Raw genomic sequence first — 19982 nt, 5'->3', positions numbered from 1 at the left:
GGTCACACGTCACCCCGGCCCACGACACAGACACAGGCACAGCCCCAGCCCCAGCCCCAGACGCAGGCACAGGCACAGGCACAGGCACAGGCACGCGTCAGCCGAACTGCACCGACCGCTTCGCCAGCCCCATCCAGAACCCGTCGATCACTGACTTCTGTTCCCGCACCCCGCCACCGGCGTCCGCCGCGCCCAGGGTGACGAACAGCGGGGCGAAGTGCTCGGTGCGCGGGTGGGCCAGCGCACCGGCCGGGGAGGTGCGGGCGAAGTCGAGCAGGGCGTCCACGTCACCGGCGTCCAGCGCCCGCCTGCCCCAGTCGTCGAACTCCGCCGACCAGGCGGGGACGCCGCCCTGACGCAGCGCGGCCAGGTTGTGGGTGAAGAAGCCGGAGCCGACGATCAGCACGCCCTCGTCGCGCAGCGGCGCCAGCCGGCGGCCGGTCTCCATCAGCCGGGCGGGGTCGAGCGTCGGCATCGAGACCTGGAGAACGGGGATGTCGGCCTCCGGGTACATCTCGACGAGCGGGACGTACGCGCCGTGGTCGAGGCCGCGGTCCGGCACGTCCTGCACGGGCGTGCCCGGGGCGCGCAGCAGCTTCCGTACCGACTCGGCGAGCCGTGGGGCGCCGGGCGCCTCGTAGCGCACCCGGTAGTAGTGCTCGGGGAAGCCCCAGAAGTCGTGGACGAGCGGGACGGTGCGGGTGGCGCCGAGGGCGAGCGGCGCCTCCTCCCAGTGGGCGGAGACGACGAGGATCGCCTTCGGGCGGGGCAGGGCGGCGGCCCAGGCGGCCAGTTCGCCCGGCCAGACCGGGTCGTCGGCCAGCGGCGGGGCGCCGTGGCTGAGGTACAGCGCGGGCATGCGCTCCTGGACGGCGGCGGACATGAGGCGACTCCTCCGCTTTCACAATTACTTGAACATTCAATCTCTAGGGGGTCAACCCTAGGCCTCCTTTGTTCAAACTTCAAGAATGCGCCTCGTACAGTGGATACATGAACACGGCATCCACCTCCTCCCCCGCCGCCGAAACCCGCTGGCTCACCACCGAGGAGCAGCGCGTCTGGCGTTCGTACATCGAGGCGGCCACGCTCCTGGAGGACCATCTCGACCGCCAGCTCCAGCGTGATGCCGACATGCCCCACGTGTACTACGGGCTGCTGGTCAAGCTCGCGGAGTCGCCGCGCCGGCGGCTGCGGATGACGGAGCTGGCCCGGTACGCCAAGATCACCCGCTCCCGGCTGTCGCACGCCGTCGCGCGGCTGGAGAAGAGCGGCTGGGTGCGGCGCGAGGACTGCCCCGCCGACAAGCGCGGCCAGTTCGCGGTGCTGACGGACGAGGGCTACGAGGTGCTGCGGCAGACCGCGCCGGGCCATGTGGCCGCGGTGCGCCAAGCGGTCTTCGACCGGCTGTCGCCGGAACAGCAGAAGTCCCTCGGCGAGATCATGCGGACCATCGCCGAGGGACTCCAGCCCGCCGAGGCGGGCGCGGACCTGCCCTGGCTGCGCTGAGCGCGGCCGGGTCGGGCCCGGGACCGTACGCGGGGGCGTCCCCTCCCCCGCGTACGGACGTGGCGTGTACGGATACGGCCGTACGGATCTGTCGTGGCCGCCCCGAAGCGGGCCCCGATGCCGGTGTCAGTGCGCGACGACCGGGACCGGCACCTCGTCCTCCCGAGCCGCGTCACCCGCACCGGACCCGGTGACCGGCGTGCCACCCGGGCGGCCGGCGTTGACGAGGGTCAGGGCGATCAGCGCCGCGGCCACCAGGATGCCGACGGCGGCCCAGATCGCGCTGGTGTAGCCGTTCACCATGCCTTCCAGCTCGACCAGCTGCCGCTGCGAGGGCGAGGTGGCGGAGCCGATGCGGTCGGCGATGTAGGACGTGGTGGCGGAGGCGGCGATCGTGTTCAGCAGGGCCGTGCCGATCGCGCCGCCCACCTGCTGCGAGGTGTTAACCATCGCGGAGGCGACCCCGGAGTCGCGCGGCTCGACGCCCTGGGTGGCCAGGGACATGGCCGGCATGAACGCCGTACCCATGCCGAGGCCGAGCAGCAGCATGGCCGGCAGCAGCAGGGCCGCGTAGGAGGAGTCGATCTCCATCCGGGTCAGCAGCAGCATGCCGAGCGCGGCGACCAGGAAGCCGGGACCCATCAGCAGCCGCGGCGCGACCCGGGTCATCAGTCGGGTGCCGATCTGGGTGGAACCGGTGATCATGCCCGCGATCATCGGCAGGAAGGCGAAGCCGGTCTTCACCGGCGAGTAGCCCTTCACGACCTGGAGGTAGTAGGTCAGGAAGAGGAACAGGCCGAACATCGCGATGATCGCCAGGCCGAGGGAGAGGTAGACACCACCGCGGTTGCGCTCGGTGACCACGCGCAGCGGCAGCAGCGGCGCCTTGACCCGGGCCTCGACGAGGACGAACGTGAGCAGCAGCACCACGGACGCGACGAACATGCCCACCGTCACGGTGTCGCTCCAGCCGTGGGACTCGGCGCGGGTGAAGCCGTAGACCAGCGCCACCAGGCCCAGGGTGGACAGGATCACGCCCGGCACGTCGAGCGACGAGCGGTTGCGGCCGCCCGCGGGCTCACGGATCACGAACCAGGCACCGGCCGCGGCGACGATGGCGAACGGGATGTTGACGAAGAACGTCCACCGCCAGTCCAGGTACTCGGTGAGGAAACCGCCGAGGATCAGACCGACGGCGCCGCCGCCACCGGCGATGGCACCGTAGATGCCGAACGCCTTGGCGCGCTCCTTGGCGTCCGTGAACGTCACGGCGAGCAGCGAGAGCGCGGCCGGGGCGAGCAGCGCGCCGAAGACACCCTGCAGGGCGCGGGCGCCGAACATCATCGCCTCGTTGGTCGCGGCACCGCCCAGCGCGGAGGCGACGGCGAAGCCGGCCAGGCCGACGACGAAGGCGCGCTTGCGGCCCCACAGGTCGGCTATCCGGCCGCCGAAGAGCAGCAGACCGCCGAAGGCGAGGGCGTAGGCGGTGACGACCCACTGCCGGTTGCCGTCGGAGATGCCGAGGTCCTGCTGGGCGGAGGGCAGTGCGATGTTCACGATGGTCGCGTCGAGGACGACCATCAGCTGGGCGAGCGCGATGAAGACGAGCGCCTTCCAGCGGCCGGCATCGGGGACGCCGGGAGCTTGGGCCTCGGCGGCTGTTCGAGACATGGGGGTACCCACTTCGGGACTCGGGACGGAAGAAGGGAAAGAAAGAGAGGGAAGAAAGGGAAGAAAGGGAAGTCGCGGAAAACGGAGTACTGACTGCTGCTGACTACTGACCAGTGCTGATTACTGACTACTGCCGACTACTGACTGCTGCCGGCTGCTGCCGGCTGCTGCTGCTACTGACCGGAGCCCGGCGCCGAACTGATCGGTCAGGCCCGGCGCAGATCCTCCAGAGTCGCGGCCGTGCCCGGCAGGTCGGAACGGGCCGGGGCCCGCAGACCGTCCAGGAACAGCTGCAGATGACGGTGGACGAAACGGTCGCCGTGCAGGCACTCCGTACCGGCCGGCGGCCGGCTGAGCTGCGCCACGGCGACCATCAGGTCACCGACACCGACATCGGTACGGAGCTGCCCGGCCGCCTTCGCCCGGTCCATGACCGCGGCGACGAGCCGCTCGACGCGTTCACGTGCCGCCTCCAGGTCCGGATGGTGCTGGTCGAAGGTGCTGGCGACCATCGGGCACAGGGCGCTGATCCGCTCGTCGGCGGCGACGTGCACGAAGCGCTCCAGCGCCGCGAACGCGTCGCCGGTCTCCGCGAGCGCCAGCTCGGCCGCCCGCGCCGTACGTTCCATGACCGAGCAGACGACCTCGCGGACGAGGGCGTCGCGGTCGGGGAAATTGCGGTACACCGTGGCGTTGCCGACACCGGCCCGGCGGGCGATCTCGTCGAGCGGCACGTCGGGGCCGTGCTCGACGAACATCTCCCGGGCGGCGGTGACGATCCGCTCCCGGTTGCGCAGGGCGTCGGCACGCGGCCGGGACGCCTTGCGCTGCACGGGGCTTGCGGTCTGCACGGCGTACTCCTCGTGATCGTCGAAATATGTGGACCGGTGGGCCCTGTGACCGGTGGCCCTGTGACCGCTGTGAGCCATGTGACGACTGTGGCCGCCGGGGCCCCGAACCGGGGAGCTGCTCCCCGTTTCGCTTGGACACCGGTCTAAACGGGGAAACGATCCCCGCTTATTTCCCACCCGCGAGAATCTTCCGGTGACCTGTGTCACAGCCCTCCGGTGCGCTACCGCCGGGAAACCCACGATCGGTCTCCTCCAGCGCGCGCCCCCGGGTCCCTCGGCGGAGGGTGAGCGCAAGGGAGCAGCCGGAGACGGGTGGCTGCCGTGGTCCGGGAGGTCTGCATGCAGCCGCAGCGCCGTCGGATACGCCCGCGCCGCGTGGTCACCCTGGCGACCGTCACCGTCCTGACCCTCGCCGTCAGCACCTCGGCCGGCACCGGGCAGCTCACGCCGGGTGCGGCACCGGCCGGAGCCGGGCCGTCCTCCCTCTCCCGCTCCTCCGCGCACGGCCCCTGCCTGATCACCGGCGGTCCCCAGGTCCAGATGTCGGAGGGCATCCCGACCTCCGACGACTACACCCGCTCGACCGGCACCGTCCGCGCCCTCACCTTGATGATCGACTTCTCCGACGCGCCCGGCGAGGGCCGCGCCCTCGACCGCTACGCGGAGTTCTTCCCGCAGACCGAGGAGTGGTTCCGCACCAGCTCCTACGGCCGTCTCGACTACCGCCCCGCCACCCCGATCCGGGACTGGCTGCGCATGCCGAAGCCGTTCGCCGAGTACGGCATAGAGCGCGGCGCCCCCTTCGACCCGGGCTACCGCAAGCTCGTCGAGGACATCGTGGCGACGGCCGACGCGGACGTGGACTTCGGGGCGTACGACCTGCTGAACGTGCTGGTGACCCCCAACGCGGGCCCCTCCGCCCTGGACACCGTCCTGTCCGTCACCTTCGCCGGCAACGCCGAGGCGCCGGTCGCCGACGGCGTGCCCGTCGCGAACGCCTCCTTCGTCTACTCCCGCCAGGACGACGGCTCCGGCTCCTACGACAAGACCGGCTACCGCGTCCTGCCCCACGAGAACGGCCACGTCTTCGGCCTGCCCGACCTCTACACCCAGGAGGGCGGGGGCGCGGTCGGGCACTGGGACATCATGAGCGAGGACTGGGGGGCCAACAACGACCTGCTCGGCTGGCACAAGTGGAAGCTGGGCTGGCTGGACGCCGACCAGGTGCACTGCGCGTCCAAGCCGGGCACGACGGAGTACGAGCTGACGCCGCTGGCCGGCAAGGACGGCTCGAAGCTGGTCTTCGTCCCGCTGAACGCCCGCTCCGGGTACGCCGTCGAGCTGCGCACCCGGGCGGGCAACGACGAGGCGGTGTGCCGTCCGGGCGTACTGATCTACAAGGTCGACGCGGACGTGGACACCGGCATGGGGCCGGTGACGGTCTACGACTCCCACCGGGACAGCGGCGGCTGCACCCGCAGCCCGAACGTGCACGCCGAGCTGTCCGACGCCACCTTCACTCCGGGCGAGACCTTCAAGGACCCGCGCGACGGCGTGACGATCACCGTGGCCGGGGCGGATCTGGAGGGGCACCACCGGGTCCGCGTGACGCGCAGGTGAGGACTCGGCCCGGCGGGCGGAGCGGCGGACGGCGAGGAGGGCGAGGGGGCGAGGGGGAAGGGGAGGGGTCGAAGGTCAGGGCCAGGGCCACAGACAGGGCCAGGGACATGGCCGGGCAAGCGGGGACGCTCGGATTCTCCGATTACGGTAGGGCTGCCGCGACCGCCGCCCACCGGAGACCGACCCGATGCCCGCCCACATCACCCCCGACGCCCCCGACGAGGGCACCGCCGCACCGGCGGAGGCGGTCACCCCGCTGCTGCGCGGCATCACCGTCCTGCGGCGGCTGACGGACGCGGACGGCACACTCAGCCTCAGCGCCCTGGAGAAGTCGACGGGCCTGGCCCGCTCCACCGTCGACCGCGTCACGGCCACCCTCGCCCGCATGGGCTACGTCCGCCTGGACGGCCGCGACGTGACCCTGGCCCCCCGCCTGACGGAACTGGGCAACGCCTACCTGGCCGCCCTCCGCCTCCCCGCCCTGCTGTCCTGGCGGGCCGACGCCCTCGCCGACGAACTGGACGAGTCGGTCTCCCTCGCGGTGGGCGACCGCGACGGCATCCGCTTCATCCACCAGGCCACCCGCCGCCGCGCGATGTCCCTCAGCTTCCGCATCGGCGACCTGCTGCCCGCCGAACGCACCGCGCCGGGACCGCTGTTCGCGGCGGAGTGGACGGATCCGGACTGGGACCGCTGGCGCGGCCGCCGGGCGAGCGACCCGCACGACCACGGCTTCCCGGCCGTGCCGCCCCGGGAACAGGCGCCCCCGGACGAGGACTTCGAAGCCCGCACGGCACGGGCGGCGGCCGACGGCTGGGCCCTGGACGACCAGTTGATCGAGCCGGGCCTGGTCGCGGTGTCGGTACCGGTACGGCACCCGGCGACCGGCCGGGTGGCCTGTGTGGCGAGCGTGGTGAGCCACACCAGCCGCCACACGGCACAGGACCTGCGCACGTCCCTCCTCCCCCGTCTCCGCTCGGCGGTGGAGACGATGGAGACCGACCTGGGCACGGCCCCGCCCCCGGAGCCGCCCGCGCCCCCCTCGGGCCTGGCCACCTGGACATCGGCGTCGAAGCAGGAACTGGGCCGGGACTTCATCGAATCCCTGGCGCGCGGCCTGACGGTCCTGACCGCCTTCGGCGAGGGCTGCCCTGCGCCGACCCTCACGGAGGTGGCCCGGGCGACCGGCCTGGCCCGCGCGACGGCCCGCCGCGCCCTCATCACCCACCAACACGCGGGTCTGGTGCGGACGGCACCGGACCACACCTTCGAGCTGACCCCGAGGGTCCTGTCCCTGGGCTTCCCGCCGCTCTCCCGCACCTCCCTCCCCCAGATCGCCCGGCCCCACCTGACGGAGCTCGCGGACCGGGTCCTCGAATCGACGTCCCTGGCCGTCCTGGCGGACACGGGCACGGAGATCCAGTACACGGCCCGGGTGGCCACCGGCCGGGTGATGAGCACGGACATCGCGGTCGGCACCCGCCTGCCGGCCTACGCCACGTCGCTCGGCCGCGTCCTGCTGGCGGCGCTCCCGGCCCCGGAACGCACGTACGGCCCCCTGCGTGCCCTGACCCCGCGCACCATCACCGACCCGGCCCGCCTGACCGCCCTCCTGGCCGACGTCCACGCGCACGGCTACGCCCTGGTCGACGAGGAGCTGGAGGCCGGCCTGCGCTCCATCGCGGTCCCGGTCCACGACCGCGCGGGCCGCGTCGTCTCCGCCCTGAACGTGGCGATGCACGCGGCCCGCCGCACGACCGCGGCGTGCGTCGAGGACATCCTCCCCGAGCTGAGAAGAACGGCGGCATCGATCGAAGCGGACCTGAGGGCGGCGGGCCGCTTCCGCCGCGTCCCCCTGGCCTGACGGCGGCAGGCCGCTCCGCCGCGGCCCACTGACCCGACCCCGCGGCCTTCCGCCCACCACCCGCTACACTGTCCGCGGTGGCACCGCCGCACCGGCGACGCCGCCACGCACCATCACCGGCCTTCGTAGCTCAGGGGATAGAGCACCGCTCTCCTAAAGCGGGTGTCGCAGGTTCGAATCCTGCCGGGGGCACCATGCAGTACCGCTCTGACCTGGGGTTTACCCCCCAGGGAGGGGCCTCACTCGGCCTCGGACATCACGTCCGGGGCCGTTTGCGTGAGCGCTGCGTGAGCGGACGGGGCGGCAGCCCCCGAAATGGCCCCCAAACGATCAGCACCGTCCGGCACATCGCGAGGGGCACGTGCCCGCGGAACAAGACGGGCCGCCGCCTCGGCGATCACGAGATCCGCCTCGGGCAGCAGGCTCGTGTACGTGTCCGCTGTGATGGTGATCGAGGAGTGGCCGAGCATCTCCTGGATGTCCTTCAGGTCGGCGCCAGCCGCGTGGGCGAGGGTCGCTGCGCCATGGCGCAGGTCGTGGAGCCGGACCGGCGGGAGGCCGATCTCCTCGTACAGCTCGATGAAGCGGCGGGTGACATTGGCGGGGTGGAGCAGTTCCCCGTTCTCCCGCGTGAAGACACGGCCGGTCTCCACCCAGGCGGTCCCCCACTTCTCACGCTCTTCGTCCTGCCGAGCGCGGTGCCGGCGCAGGACCTCGACCGTGTCCGCGTCCAGGGCGATGGTGCGCGCACCTGCGTCGGTCTTGGGGTCGTCCTCGTAGACCTCCCAGCCGTCGACGACGAGCTGCTTGGCGACGGTGATGAGGCCCGCGTCCAGGTGGGTGTCGGTCCACTTCTGCCCGCACGCCTCGCCGCGCCGGAGCCCGCGGAACGCGATGAGGTGGAACAGGGCGTACAGGCGGTCGTCCGCCGCGTGGTCGAGGAAGCGCCCGGTGTGTTCCGGCGTCCAGACCATGACGGGCGAGGGCTTCTCGCCGGTGCGCTGCCAGTGCAGGACCCGTTCCTCGGTCCACACGAGCGCCTTGGGCCGCTTGCCCGCTTCCAGTTCGACGTGAGCGGCCGGATTGAAGGTGATCATCTGCTGCGCGATCGCGGAGTTCAGAGCGGCGCGCAGGGTGGATCGGACGCGCTGGCGCGTCGCCGGCCCGACGATGCGGCGGTACGGCTCCATGTCGGCGATGGCCGCCTTCATCGCCTTGCGGCGAGCGCGCGGCTCGCGCCCCTTCCACGGGACCCGGGCCAGCTCTTCGAACGCCTTGCGCCGGGCGGCGTTGCCCTCGGCGATCTCGACGTTGTCCTCGGCGATGGCCTCGAACATCTCCGAGAGGTGAGAGACGCGGAGACGGTCGAGCCGCAGGTGGCCGATGCGCGGCTTGAGGTGAACGCGGATGTTGCTCTCGTCGCGGCTGATGGCGCTCTGCCGCCCCTTCTTGCCGGCCAGCCACATGTCCAGCCACTCACCGACGGTGAGCCTGCTGATCAGGTCCAGGCCGTGGGTGAGGCGGCGCCGGGTCGACTCGATGTTCGGCAGCGGCGCCTTCTCGGCGGCCACGGTCTCCAGAAGCTGGGCAATCTGGGCCAGGGCCTCGGGGTCGTCGGACTCGGCGAGCCCCAGGAGGGCACGCACGTGGTCGAGGTCGGCCTGGGCTTCCTTGAGGCTCTCGTAGCCGGCGCGGCTGAAGGAACGGCGGGTGCCGTCCTCACGAGGGGGAAGCTCCTGACGTATGGAGTAGGAGCCGTGCTTGCGGCTGGAGAGCTTGGAGCAGCTCTTGCCGAGCGGCTTGCCAGTCTTCGGGTCGCGGCAGTAGCAGCGGCGGTGGGTGGAGCCCTTCAAAGGCGTTCCTCCGGGATGGTGTTGGGGTCCGTTTCGGGTGGGTCGACATCGCCCAGTGCGGGTGGCAGGTCTGGCGGGGTGGCTCCCTCGTCGCGGATATCGCGGCGGAGGTGGCGGAGGTTGTACTTGGCGGAGATGGCCTGGTCGGCGTATTCGGTCCGCCTGCGTTCGGCTTCTTCCTGCTGGGCGCGGCTGGTGGCCGTTTTGGCGGCGAACCGTGCCCGTTCTTCCTCTTCGAGCGCGGCGAGCGCGGTGCGCGTGAGTCTGGCGTGCAGCTCGAAGTCGGGGACCATGCCCGCGTCGCGTTCGGGCACCTCCTGTTCGCCGGTGAAGCGCCGTAGGGCGTCCCAGGTGGGGACGAGCCTCTGGAACGGGAGTTCCTGGGTCTGATCGACGTATCCGACCGGGAAGATCAGGCAGACCGGGTACGTCTCCAGGGCGGCGGCCAGCACGATGACGTCCACCAGCGGCAGGGTGGCCCGGCGTCCGGACTCCATGTTGGCGATCACATTGCGCGGGATCGGGTGCCCGAGCCGCTCGCACTGGTCGGCCAGGTCCTGCGCACTCCATCCCATCTCCTTTCTCCGTCGCCGGACCTCGCCGGCCACGTTGGCCTTGATCCGGTCCACCCACTCGGGGAAGTCGTCGTCCTCTTCATCATCGAAACCACGTTGTGTCATGCAGACACAGTAGCTCGCTCATGATGGTTCCTAGCCGCCTGGAGCCGGACGTGTTGGGCATGTTCGCCGAGGGCTGTGACGAAGGGAGCGCTGCGTGCGCGATGAGGCGATGGTCGAGCAGGCGAGGGGCATGACTCGCGAGGAACTGCTGGCCCTTCCAGTTGCCGTTGACCTGGACACGGGCAACCGCGCGTTGGGGCTCGGGCGGAGCAAGGGCTATGAGTTGGCCAAGCGGGGCGAGTACCCGTGCAAGGTCCTGCGCCTGGGCAAGGCGTACCGCGTGGTGACCGCCGACCTGCTGAATCTGCTGGGGCTGGCCGCTTGAGGGCGAAGCAACATAGCAGGCAGTTCTGCGCTGAGCTGACACAGAAGCGCTGGACTGTGGCCAGGCGTGGACGTACTGTCCGTGTTCCCTCGCGGTGGCCTGCTGCCCGCGAGAAGGGGATGGGCCCCCAGCGGTGCGACGCCGGAGGCCCGAGCAACCCCGAACGGCCCTGGAAGAACCAACCCGGCGGCAAGGGCGTGCGAGCCCGCCACCGCCAGACGAGGAGCTGCCCTGTGGAACACCCCGAGCCCCAGCCCTATTCCCACCCCGACAAGCCCGTGTGGCCGCCGGTGGTCGCTCCCGGCAAGCCCGGTGAGTACGTCGGTCAGGCTTCTGCCGCTGACGACATCGAGGGCGCTGTGGCGGACGAGCCTGCCGAGGAGACGGAACCGGACCCCGAGCCGACCGCAGGATCGGCCCTGCTGGACGAACTGCGTCGGCGGATAGCGAAGTTCGTGATCCTGCCCTCCGAGCAGGCTCTCGACGCCGTCACGTTGTGGGTGGCGGCGACGCATCTCCAGCCCGCGTGGCAGCACGCCCCGCGCCTGGCGGTGGTGGGGCCGGCAAAGCGGTGCGGCAAGTCGCGGCTGCTTGACGTGCTGACCGAGACGGTCCACGAGCCGATGCTCACGATCAACACCACGCCGGCGGCGGTCTTCCGCTCCATCACCGAGGAGCCGCCCACGCTCCTCGTGGACGAGGCGGACACGATCTTCGGCACGCCGAAGCAGGCGGAGAAGAACGAGGAGATGCGCGGCCTGCTGAACGCCGGCCACCAGCGCAACCGCTACGTGACACGGGTGGTCGGCAACGACCACACGCCCCACCGGTTCGCCACCTTCGCCATGGCGGCCATCGCCGGGATCGGAGACCTGCCCGACACGATCATGGACCGATCGGTGGTCATCCGTATGCGCCGGCGGGCGGAAGGAGAGAGTGTCCGGCCGTTCCGGTCGCGGCGTGACATCCCCGCACTCCATGACCTGCGCGACCGTATCGCGGCCTGGGCGGGTCCCCTGGTGGACGAGGCCGCCGACCTGGAACCGATGATGCCGGTCGAGGACCGGGCCGCCGACACGTGGGAGCCCCTGGTCATCGTCGCCGATCTCGCGGCCGGTACCTGGCCGCGCCGTGCCCGTACCGCGTGCGAGCGGATGGTCGCCGCCGAGGCGGCGGCCGAGGAGGACCACCCCAGCGGGGCCCGCATTCTGGCCGACATCCGGCGCGTCTTCGTCGCCCAGCGCGAGGTGGACAGCCTCTCCACGGAGGAGCTGATCCACCACCTGCGCCAGGACCCGGAGAACCCGTGGGCCGAGTGGGGGCGCAGCGGGCTCAGCCCGCGCGACCTCGGCTCGATGCTTCGGCAGTTCGGCATCAAGCCCGGCAACGTCCGCATCGCCGACGGAACGCAGCGCAAGGGCTACATGCGCAACAAGTTCCTCGACCCCTGGCGCCGCTACTGCCCGACCGTCCACCCGGTCGACGCCGCAAGCACCCTCCCGCAGGGCTGACACCGCCCCGCTCCCAGGTTGCCGTCCTTGCCGTCCCTGCCGTGATCGCGCAGGTCAAAGGGCATACGTGCAAGACGGCAACCGGGCCCAAGACGGCACACGATCACGACCGCCGGCGCCGGGACGTCGCCCGCATCCGTCTCGTGCCGTCCCACGCGTACGTGCCGTATCGCCGCAGGTCACCGGCCATGAGGCCAAGACGGAAAGCAGCCCCGTATCGTCCGCGCCCCGCCTCCGCCCGGGGCGCGGCCGAGACGGACACCGACCGGGCCTGCCGTACCGGCCCTGACCAGCGCTTGCAACGGCCAAGACGCCCAAGACGCTTCACACCCCTACCCCAAGGAGTATCCCCGCTTGACTCTCCTCTCCCGCCTTCGACCACTACGCCGCACGCAGCCGGGTAGCAGGCCCGGTGAGGGGCGGCCGACGGCGACTGGGCACACTGCCGAACGGTTCGCGCTCATCGCCGCCGGAGTCGTCATCGTCCTCCTGACGGCCGGAGCGTTCTGGCTCTCCTACGCGCACCTGGCCGACGTTGCCGGCCAACACGGCCTCGGCAACTCCCCGATCCGCCGCTGGGCGTGGCCCGCCACTCTCGACGCGTTCATCGTCGCGGGCGAACTGCTCATGCTCCGCGCGAGCCTGCGCCAGGTCACCGACTTGTGGGCCATCGCTGTGACCGCCATCGGGTCGGTCGGATCCATCGCGCTCAACGTGGCGGGCGTGAGCGGAACGAGCGACGCCCGCACTGTGCACTGGCTCGACTACGTGGTCGCCGCAGTCCCGCCGACCGCCGCGCTCCTTGCTTTCGGCGTCCTGATGAGGCAGATCCACCAGCTCGTCGAGCGGCCCGACGGCCACCGAAAACCCGTGTCCGTCCCGGAGTCGATGCCCCCGGCCAAGGTGGTCGTCCCGCTGGCCACTCCTGGCGAAGGCAAGGATCACAGCGACGGGCCGACGGAGCATCCCGACCCCGATCATCTGGCCGACACCGCAACCCCGCCGGGCGGCGAGGCCACCAGCAAGCCCCCCAAGCCGACCGGAGCACGGCCTCGGCGCACCGGGCGCCCGCAGGACATCTCCGATGACGAGATCCGGGCCGTCGCGCGCGAGATCATGGCCCGTACGGGAACCGCTTCCCCCACCGAGGTCGGCGAAGAGATCCGCGTCAACCGCGGCCGCAAGGTCGGCAACGCCCGCGTGAAGAACGTCTGCGACGAGCTGAACGCCCAAATGGTCGAGCCGGGCCCCGCGGCCGCAGTCGGCAGCAGCACCGGCTGACCCGTCCGCAACGACGCCCTTCGGTGGCACCGGAGGTACTTCCGGTGCCACCGAAACCCGGTCGGCCCCCACACCGAACCCGCCGGAATCCCACCCCCGCCATCCGGCCACCACCCGTAGCGCCCACTCCTCCACAGCTGTGGACAGCCAACTACCGGCTGCACGTCGCCCGGCCTTCCCCGCCGACCTGCCTGCCCTTTCTGCCTCATCCGGAGAACTGCCCATGACGCGCCACCCGCACGACGCGCACGATGCCGAAGTCGTCCCGGACGAGCTGTCCGTGCCGACGAAGTCGCCTACGCTGAAGGAGCGTTTGCGGAACGCGTTCGGACGGCCTGCCCCTGGCGGAGCCAGTAGTACCCCGAGTCCGACTCAAGGCCGGTCTTCGGGGATCTCCGCCCCGGGGGTGGCGGAGACGGCCCGACGCCAGGGGGCGCCGGACCGGGAGGTCGGGACCGAGGGCGGCCCCGACCTGGACGAGCTCCACTCCGTCCAGCAGCAAATCCTCCGCCCCACACCCGCCACCGAACCGACGGCCGGTGAGCGAGCGGTGCAGAGCGTGCAGCCGGCAATCCGCCGTTTCACTGGCACCAAGCGGACCGTCCGCGTCGGCCCGCTGCGGTTCACCGGCGACGAGCACAACGTGCTGCAGGAGGCCGCTGCCGAGCACGGCTACAAGGGGGAATCCGGCTTCGCCGCCGACATCGTTCTTGCCTTCATCACCGGCCGGTTCACCGCGAACCTCCCGCTGTCCGAGGACCGCCGCCGCACCCACATGTTCCGCGCCCAGGTGCTGCGCGAGCTCAACCGCATCGGCGTCAACGTCAACCAGATCGCCCGCGCCCTCAACAGCGACCTCACCCCGCCCGACATCCGCCGACGCCTTGGCGAGCTGCACGATCTGCTGGAGCTGATCGCCGAGGCCCTGCGTGAACCGGACATCACCAGGAAGGACCTGGCCGCGTGATCGCCGCCATCAAACCGGCCGGGTCCAACACCCGTGGCCTGCTCGCCTACCTCTACGGCCCCGGCCGCCACGACGAGCACACCGACCCGCACATCGTCGCCGGCTTCGCGATGCTCGGCATGCCCGACCCCGGCCGGGACCCGGACGCCACTCTCACCCAGCTCGCCCGCCACCTCGACGAGCCCGTCCACCTTCGGAACAGCGAGTTCGGCAAGAAGGTCTCCGACCACGTCTGGCACTGCCCCGTCCGCACCGCACCCGAAGACCGCCACCTCTCCGACGCCGAGTGGGCCGAGATCGCCCAGAGGATCGTCGAAGCCGCCGGCATTGCCCCGCCCGGCGACGACCTGGCCTGCCGTTGGATCGCGGTACGCCACGCCGACGACCACATCCACATCCTCGCCACCACCGTCCGCGAAGACGGCCGCCGCCCCAAGCTCCACGACAGCGGCATCCGCGTCGGCGACGCCTGCCGCCAGATCGAGACCGACTACGGCCTGCGCCAACTGAAGAAAGGCGACCGCACCGCCGGACGCAGGCCCACCCAGGCCGAAATGCACAAGGCCGAACGCCTCGGCTGGGAGCAGACCAGCCGCGACTGGCTCCAGGACCGCATCCGCACCGCCATCCCCCACGCCAGCAACACGGAGGAACTCCTCGCCTACCTCGAAGCCATGGGCATCGCGGTCAAACCCCGCCGCGGACCGTCCGGAGACCTCCTCGGCTACGCCGTCGGCCGCCCCGGCGACCTCAACAAGGACGGCGAACAGATCTTCCACCCCGGAGGAAAGATCGCCCCCGACCTCACCCTCCCCAAGCTCAGGGCCCGCCTCGAAACCGCCCCGCCGGAGGAACACCCCACCGCACGCCGCGACCGTCCTGTCACCCCCTGGCACCAGGCCATCGACGCCCTCGACACCCTCCACCAGGGGATGGCCGACGACACCCACGCCCAAGCCCACATCACCGCGCTCGGCGACCTCATTGAAGCGACCGCCCAGAAAGCCCCCGCTCACCTTTACGCCGAACTGCGAGCGGCCTCACGGGCGTTCGTCCGCGCTCAGCGCTCCCAGGTCCGCGCCGAGAACCAGGCCGCTACGACCCTGCGCCGAGCGGCCCGGGACCTCGCCCACACCGCCACCGGCCCCGACGGCAGCGCCCTGGCGACCCTGCTGGCCGCCCTCGTCTGGGCCACGATCGTCACCGCCCGCTGGCACGAGGCGAACAGCCACGCCCACCAGGCGGAAGCCGCCCGCCAGAGCCTCCACCACCTGAAGGCGGCCGCTGACCGAGCCCTCACGCCCGTCGTCGACAGCCTCGCCACCCGCCGGCCGAGCGACCAGGCCCGCCGGACCCTCGCCCACGACGTTCGGGCCGCTGTCCCCGACCATGCCGACCGCATCCTCACCGACCCCGCCTGGCCGGCCCTCGCCACCGTCCTCGCCGACGCCGAAGCCGGCGGTCACAAACCCCACCAGCTCCTTAAGGAGGCCGCCGCCCAGCGTGAACTCACCACCGCCCGCCAACCCGCCCGTGTCCTGATCACCCGCATCCAGCACACCAGCCGCAACCCCGCCCCCAACCCCCGCGCCGAAGCCGCCCGCCGCCGCTCCACCATGGCGCCCGCGCCCAGCGGACACCAGGCCCGAAACCCCCAGCCCACCACGACACCCACGCCCGCCGGGCAACGCCACCGACAGCGCTGACAGCCACGGAAGGTCCCCCTGCCAGCCGTTCCCATCTGGGATGATCCAGGTGGCACATGAGCGTGTAGGGAGTAGGCATGGACCCCAGCGACTGGATTTCTATCGGGTCAGGCGGTGTGGCTCTGCTGGCGGCAGGCTTCGCGTTCTGGCAGGCCAGGACCGCAGCCGACTCAGCGAAGCACGCTGGCCGCCAAGCCCAGGCGGCCGAGGCCCAGCTGAATATTGCCAGGGAACAGATCCAGCAAGCCGAGCGCGTCCACCGCGAACAATTGGCGCTCGCTGAGCGGGTGCACCGGGAGCAGAACGAGCCGTACGTGGTCGTGGACATCGGCCCCGACCAGCCTGGGTCCAGCTTGCTCGTGCTGAGCATCCACAACATCGGAACCACCGTGGCCCGTGACGTACGCATCCAGGTCACGCCCACTTTGGAATCCAGCCACGCCAAGTTCACCCCTCGACTGGCAAGCGCTCTGAATCGAACCATTCCGATGCTGCCGCCGAACCGCCGCCTCGTGTACGCGTTCGACGGTCCGCAGCGCTGGAGTACTGACCTGCCCATGCGCTACGACTTCACGGTGGATGCTCACGGCCCGCAGGGCGCAGTTGAGACGCTCACCTACACCGTGGACCTGGAGGCACTGGCCGGGTATTTGATCGGAGAGCGTCCGCTGAAGCGCATCGAGGAGCACCTGGGCAAGATCGATAGTCGCCTGGATGCACTGGCCGACGCGTACGACAAGGCCAACTCTGAAGCCATCCGAGCCCACAACGGGCGGATGATCGAGGAAACGCGTCGGCAGGCCGAAGGCCCCACGGAGCCCTAGTTGTAGTAGAGGCAGGCACGACCAGTGACCTCCCCAGGGCCTACTCACACCGGCCCTCAACGGCCATCTGGAGCGGCCCCCCTTGTTCTCGGCAGAACCGCTTCCGCCTAGCGATCCGTCACTCCAGGGACTTCCGCACCGCCTCGGTGAGCAAAGCCGCCCGCACGTCGCCGGATCCGCTGATGATGTGGTTCATCGCGTAGCCGAAGGCAATGCCGTGCTCGGGGTCGGCGAAGGCAAGTGAGCCGCCGCGGCCGGTGTGGCCGAAGGCGTTCGGGCCGGTCATGAGGTTGCCCTCGGTCGGCAGCATGTAGCCGGTGCTGAACCGGCTCGGGAACAGCAGCACCTGGTCCTTCCCACTGGCCTGCTCTTCCGTTGCCGACGCCAACGTCTCCCGGGCTAGCAGGCGCACGCCGTCGACTTCGCCGATCAGGGCGGCGTACATGCGGGCGAGTGCCTGTGCGGTGCCGATTCCGTTGGAGGACGGGAGTTCGGCGGCCTGCACCTCGGGGGAGTCGAAGTCGATCGCGGCCGGGTTGGTGACCGCGTACGCCCGGTTGCTCAATGAGTGCGGGTCGCGCCAGGCGGCGACCTGTTCGCGGAGTTCCTCGGGAACGTCCTCGGGGGGAACGGTGGTGAGGTCGACGGCCGGTCGCCGGTACACCATGCGGCTGACCCGCTCGCGTTCGCCCGCCGGCAGGCCGATGAAGAAGTCCAGCCCAAGGGGGCGCGCGATCTCGTCGGCGATGAAGCGGCCCGGCGAGCGGCCGGAGACTCGGCGGATCACTTCGCCGACCAGCCAGCCCCAGGTCCGGCCGTGATACCCGTGTGCGGTGCCTGGAGTCCACAGCGGGCGCTGGGCCGCCAGCGCTGCTGCCATGGGGTCCCAGGCCAGCGCCTCGACCAGTGGCAGCGGTTGATCGAGTGCGACCAGGCCGGCCTGGTGGGATAGGAGCCAGCGCACGGGGATGTCCGCCTTGCCGTTGGCCGCGAACTCCGGCCAGTACTTCGCCACGGGGGCATCGAGGTCGAGCATGCCGCGCTCGACCAGCATGTGCGCCGCGGTGGCGGTGGCTCCCTTGGTCGCCGAGTAGACCAGTTGCAGGGTGTCCCGTGCCCACGGACGGCCGGTCTCGGGGTCGGCGACACCGCCCCACAGGTCGACCACCGGCCGGCCGTGCCAGTAGACGCACACGGCCGCGCCGATGTCCCCGTGCTGGGTGAAGTTCGCAACGAACGCCTCGCGGACCGGTTCGAACCCGGGCGCTACCTCACCGTTAATCGTCGTCATACAGTTCATCCTGGCAGCCGCGCTGCCCCAGCTGTCAGGGGAAGTGGCCTCTGTTCAGAGGCAGTCGGCATCGACGCGTACGACGAGGGTGACGCGTTCGCCCCTCGTGATCGGCCGTACGCCGTGGATGTGGTCGCGGGTGGCCGGGAAGGCGACCAGGCTGCCGCAGTGCGGCTTGATCTCCTGGGTGGGGTTCTCGAAGAACAGCTCGCCTCCGCCATAGGAGTCCGGCGTGTTGAGCCAGACCACGAGGGTGAGGTCGCCGCCGACCACGGGCTGTCCGTTGGTCCGGGCCCGCTCGCGTTCGATGTCGGTGACCTCGTCGTGGTGGGCGACGAAGCCGACGCCGGGGCCGTAGCGGTAGACGACCGCCGGCTGAGTGGGTATGCGCTTCGGGGCGATCTCGAAGTGGCTGCGCAGGTGGGCGGCGCAGTGGGAGATGACCGCCTCCTCCAGGTGCGTCGGGATCTCGACGTACTCGCTCTTGCGCAACGATTCGTCGATGACGCCCTGGTAGGTGCGGGGGCGGGCGGTGTGGTTCTTCACGTGGTCCATCAGCGCTCCGCAGAGGCCGAGGGGGATGGCGCTCTCTACGGCGAGCGGTAAGCGACTCTTCCAGGTCATGAGGTGCTCTCCTTCCACCAACGGGTGCCTTCGGGCGAGTCCTCAAGGACGACGCCCTGCTGGGTGAGCTGGTCTCGGATCGCGTCGGCCTCGGCGAACTTCTTCGCCGCGCGGAGCCGGTCGCGTTCCTTCACGAGTTCGTCGACGGCGGCGTCGCTCTGGGCGGAGCCGGGGATGTCGAAGGTTCCGAAGAGGTTGTTCACGTCCTCGATCAGCCGCAGGGCGGCCGGGCCGGCCGGTTCCTCCATGCGGTTCTGCTCGCGGATGTACTGGAACAGGACGGCGAGGGCGCCGGGGGTGTCGAAGTCGTCGTCCAGGCGCTCGCGCATCTCCTTCCAGGCGTCGGTGGCGCGTGCGGCGTTCGCCTGGCTGTCGGTGTGCGCGGGGTCGATGGTCCGGGCGAAGTTCTCGATCCGGCGGCGTGCCCCTCGGGCCTGCTCCAGCGTGGAGTCGTTCAGCTCCATGGAGGAGCGGTAGTGCTGGGAGAGGAAGGCGTGCCGCAGGGTGCGGAAGTCCGTCCGGGCGAGGGCGTCGCGGATGGTGAGGAAGTTGCCGGTGCTCTTCGACATCTTCTCGCCGTCGACCCGCAGGAGACCGGTGTGCATCCAGTAGCGGGCCAGGGGCTCGATGCCGGAGGCGGCTTCCATCTGGGCGACCTCGGCCTCGTGGTGCGGGAAGATGAGGTCGACGGCGCCGCCGTGCAGGTCGTACGAGGGCCCGAAGAAGGTCTCCGTGATCGCGGTGTCCTCGATGTGCCAGCCCGGTCGGCCGGGGCCCAGCTCGGTCTCCCAGAACGGCTCGCCGTCCTTGCGGCCCTTCCACAGGGCGAAGTCGCCCGGGTTGTGCTTCTTCGAGTTGTCGTCGATCCGCGACACCGAGTCCTCGGGGCGGAGATCTGTCCGACCGGACAACTTGCCGTACGCGGGGAACGAGGCCAGATCGAAGTACCAGCCGTCGTCGAGCTGGTAGGCGTGGCCGCGCTCGATGAGCCGCTTGATCTGGTCCACGATGCCGTCGATGTGGTCGTGGGCCCGCGCGTGGACGTCGACGCGGGTGTTGCCCAGCGCGGCCATGTCCTCCAGGTACTGCTTTTCGAAGAGGGCCGCGATCTCCTCCGGCGGGACGCCTTCCTCCGCCGACCGCCGGATGATCTTGTCGTCGACGTCGGTGATGTTCTGAAGGTAGGTGACCTTGTACCCGCTCACTTCCAGGTACCGGGCGATGAAGTCGAACTGCGTGTACGTCTTCGCGTGCCCGACGTGGCTGGGGCCGTACACGGTGGGTCCGCACACGAACATCCGCACCTCGGCCTCCCGCTCGGGGCGGAACTCCTCGGTCTGGCTGGTCAGCGTGTTGTGGACCTTGATCGACATCATGCCTCCTGTGTAAGCGGATCACGCAGCGTACT

At 70.7% G+C, this 19982-nt stretch carries 17 protein-coding genes and 1 tRNA gene; 10 read left to right on the top strand and 8 right to left on the bottom strand.

The annotated features are described in order from the left end of the window. Positions 1 to 97 precede the first annotated feature (97 nt). The gene (locus tag ACLGIH_RS19260) at positions 98 to 859 is read right to left on the bottom strand and encodes a dioxygenase family protein (protein ID WP_416529425.1); all 762 of its coding nucleotides are present in this window, start codon (positions 857 to 859) and stop codon (positions 98 to 100) included. A gap of 131 nt (positions 860 to 990) precedes the next feature. Between ACLGIH_RS19260 and ACLGIH_RS19255 the strand changes: the two genes are divergently transcribed. Continuing rightward, positions 991 to 1506 (top strand): MarR family winged helix-turn-helix transcriptional regulator, encoded by a 516-nt coding sequence (locus ACLGIH_RS19255; RefSeq protein WP_416526482.1) that lies wholly within the window; start codon positions 991 to 993, stop codon positions 1504 to 1506. 126 nt (positions 1507 to 1632) lie between these two features. Here the strand turns inward: ACLGIH_RS19255 and ACLGIH_RS19250 are convergent, their stop codons facing one another. Continuing rightward, a complete protein-coding gene (locus tag ACLGIH_RS19250; RefSeq protein ID WP_416526481.1) occupies positions 1633 to 3177 on the bottom strand; it encodes an MFS transporter in 1545 nt (514 codons plus the stop codon). Positions 3178 to 3383: 206 nt separating this feature from the next. After that, positions 3384 to 4028 (bottom strand): TetR/AcrR family transcriptional regulator, encoded by a 645-nt coding sequence (locus tag ACLGIH_RS19245; RefSeq protein ID WP_416526480.1) that lies wholly within the window; start codon positions 4026 to 4028, stop codon positions 3384 to 3386. Positions 4029 to 4367: 339 nt separating this feature from the next. On the opposite strand from ACLGIH_RS19245, the gene ACLGIH_RS19240 reads away from it, so the two are divergent. The 3 genes from ACLGIH_RS19240 to ACLGIH_RS19230 all read left to right on the top strand — a co-directional run bounded on the left by ACLGIH_RS19240 (position 4368) and on the right by ACLGIH_RS19230 (position 7707). Beyond that, a complete protein-coding gene (locus ACLGIH_RS19240; protein WP_416529424.1) occupies positions 4368 to 5648 on the top strand; it encodes a M6 family metalloprotease domain-containing protein in 1281 nt (426 codons plus the stop codon). 187 nt (positions 5649 to 5835) lie between these two features. Further along, complete coding sequence (locus ACLGIH_RS19235) at positions 5836 to 7512, top strand: IclR family transcriptional regulator domain-containing protein (RefSeq protein ID WP_416526479.1); 1677 nt, start codon at positions 5836 to 5838, stop codon at positions 7510 to 7512. 119 nt (positions 7513 to 7631) lie between these two features. Further along, positions 7632 to 7707 (top strand) — tRNA-Arg (locus ACLGIH_RS19230). Positions 7708 to 7751: 44 nt separating this feature from the next. Here ACLGIH_RS19230 and ACLGIH_RS19225 read toward each other — a convergent pair. Further along, positions 7752 to 9365, bottom strand: coding sequence for a site-specific integrase (locus ACLGIH_RS19225; protein WP_416526478.1), 1614 nt, complete (start codon positions 9363 to 9365; stop codon positions 7752 to 7754). Next, a complete protein-coding gene (locus ACLGIH_RS19220) occupies positions 9362 to 10045 on the bottom strand; it encodes a helix-turn-helix domain-containing protein (RefSeq protein ID WP_416526477.1) in 684 nt (227 codons plus the stop codon). Before ACLGIH_RS19220 ends, ACLGIH_RS19225 begins: the two co-directional genes overlap by 4 nt. 109 nt (positions 10046 to 10154) lie before the next feature. On the opposite strand from ACLGIH_RS19220, the gene ACLGIH_RS19215 reads away from it, so the two are divergent. The 6 genes from ACLGIH_RS19215 (at position 10155) to ACLGIH_RS19190 (ending at position 16659) form a co-directional block, all read left to right on the top strand. Then, positions 10155 to 10370: a hypothetical protein gene (locus tag ACLGIH_RS19215; RefSeq protein ID WP_416529423.1), complete on the top strand. Its 216-nt coding sequence runs from the start codon at positions 10155 to 10157 to the stop codon at positions 10368 to 10370. Between the two features lie 233 nt (positions 10371 to 10603). After that, positions 10604 to 11881, top strand: a complete 1278-nt coding sequence (locus ACLGIH_RS19210) for a DUF3631 domain-containing protein (protein WP_416526476.1) — start codon at positions 10604 to 10606, stop codon at positions 11879 to 11881. 354 nt (positions 11882 to 12235) lie between these two features. Beyond that, entirely contained in the window at positions 12236 to 13162 is a 927-nt protein-coding gene (locus tag ACLGIH_RS19205; protein WP_416526475.1) for a DUF2637 domain-containing protein, read from the top strand. A gap of 406 nt (positions 13163 to 13568) precedes the next feature. Then, complete coding sequence (locus ACLGIH_RS19200; RefSeq protein ID WP_416526474.1) at positions 13569 to 14129, top strand: MobC family plasmid mobilization relaxosome protein; 561 nt, start codon at positions 13569 to 13571, stop codon at positions 14127 to 14129. Beyond that, a complete protein-coding gene (locus ACLGIH_RS19195; RefSeq protein WP_416526473.1) occupies positions 14126 to 15835 on the top strand; it encodes a relaxase/mobilization nuclease domain-containing protein in 1710 nt (569 codons plus the stop codon). Before ACLGIH_RS19200 ends, ACLGIH_RS19195 begins: the two co-directional genes overlap by 4 nt. 77 nt (positions 15836 to 15912) lie before the next feature. Next, positions 15913 to 16659, top strand: coding sequence for a hypothetical protein (locus tag ACLGIH_RS19190; protein ID WP_416526472.1), 747 nt, complete (start codon positions 15913 to 15915; stop codon positions 16657 to 16659). 118 nt (positions 16660 to 16777) lie between these two features. Here ACLGIH_RS19190 and ACLGIH_RS19185 read toward each other — a convergent pair whose 3' ends face one another. The 3 genes from ACLGIH_RS19185 to cysS are packed head-to-tail and all read right to left on the bottom strand — an operon-like array spanning position 16778 to position 19950. Then, positions 16778 to 17950 carry a serine hydrolase domain-containing protein gene (locus ACLGIH_RS19185; protein WP_416526471.1) on the bottom strand — a complete coding sequence of 391 codons (1173 nt, stop codon included), beginning with the start codon at positions 17948 to 17950 and terminating at the stop codon, positions 16778 to 16780. Positions 17951 to 18004: 54 nt separating this feature from the next. Further along, positions 18005 to 18574 carry a 2OG-Fe(II) oxygenase gene (locus tag ACLGIH_RS19180; protein WP_416526470.1) on the bottom strand — a complete coding sequence of 190 codons (570 nt, stop codon included), beginning with the start codon at positions 18572 to 18574 and terminating at the stop codon, positions 18005 to 18007. Next, the gene (gene cysS, locus ACLGIH_RS19175) at positions 18571 to 19950 is read right to left on the bottom strand and encodes a cysteine--tRNA ligase (RefSeq protein WP_416526469.1); all 1380 of its coding nucleotides are present in this window, start codon (positions 19948 to 19950) and stop codon (positions 18571 to 18573) included. The genes ACLGIH_RS19180 and cysS overlap by 4 nt, the downstream gene beginning before the upstream one ends. Between the last annotated feature and the right edge of the window lie 32 nt (positions 19951 to 19982).

It is taken from the genome of Streptomyces hamibioticus, assembly GCF_047946815.1.
GTDB lineage: Bacteria > Actinomycetota > Actinomycetes > Streptomycetales > Streptomycetaceae > Streptomyces.
The sequence above is the reverse complement of the archived record's forward strand: the minus strand, read 5'-3'. Positions and strand labels throughout refer to the sequence as shown.

Excerpts from the sequence above, each read along its gene's own strand:
- ACLGIH_RS19260 (WP_416529425.1), bottom strand. The coding sequence starts at position 859 with ATGCCCGCGCTGTACCTCAGCCACGGCGCCCCGCCGCTGGCCGACGAC.
- ACLGIH_RS19255 (WP_416526482.1), top strand. The coding sequence starts at position 991 with ATGAACACGGCATCCACCTCCTCCCCCGCCGCCGAAACCCGCTGGCTC.
- ACLGIH_RS19250 (WP_416526481.1), bottom strand. The coding sequence starts at position 3,177 with ATGTCTCGAACAGCCGCCGAGGCCCAAGCTCCCGGCGTCCCCGATGCC.
- ACLGIH_RS19240 (WP_416529424.1), top strand. The coding sequence starts at position 4,368 with ATGCAGCCGCAGCGCCGTCGGATACGCCCGCGCCGCGTGGTCACCCTG.
- ACLGIH_RS19235 (WP_416526479.1), top strand. The coding sequence starts at position 5,836 with ATGCCCGCCCACATCACCCCCGACGCCCCCGACGAGGGCACCGCCGCA.
- ACLGIH_RS19220 (WP_416526477.1), bottom strand. The coding sequence starts at position 10,045 with ATGACACAACGTGGTTTCGATGATGAAGAGGACGACGACTTCCCCGAG.
- ACLGIH_RS19215 (WP_416529423.1), top strand. The coding sequence starts at position 10,155 with ATGGTCGAGCAGGCGAGGGGCATGACTCGCGAGGAACTGCTGGCCCTT.
- ACLGIH_RS19190 (WP_416526472.1), top strand. The coding sequence starts at position 15,913 with ATGGACCCCAGCGACTGGATTTCTATCGGGTCAGGCGGTGTGGCTCTG.
- ACLGIH_RS19185 (WP_416526471.1), bottom strand. The coding sequence starts at position 17,950 with ATGACGACGATTAACGGTGAGGTAGCGCCCGGGTTCGAACCGGTCCGC.
- ACLGIH_RS19180 (WP_416526470.1), bottom strand. The coding sequence starts at position 18,574 with ATGACCTGGAAGAGTCGCTTACCGCTCGCCGTAGAGAGCGCCATCCCC.
- cysS (WP_416526469.1), bottom strand. The coding sequence starts at position 19,950 with ATGATGTCGATCAAGGTCCACAACACGCTGACCAGCCAGACCGAGGAG.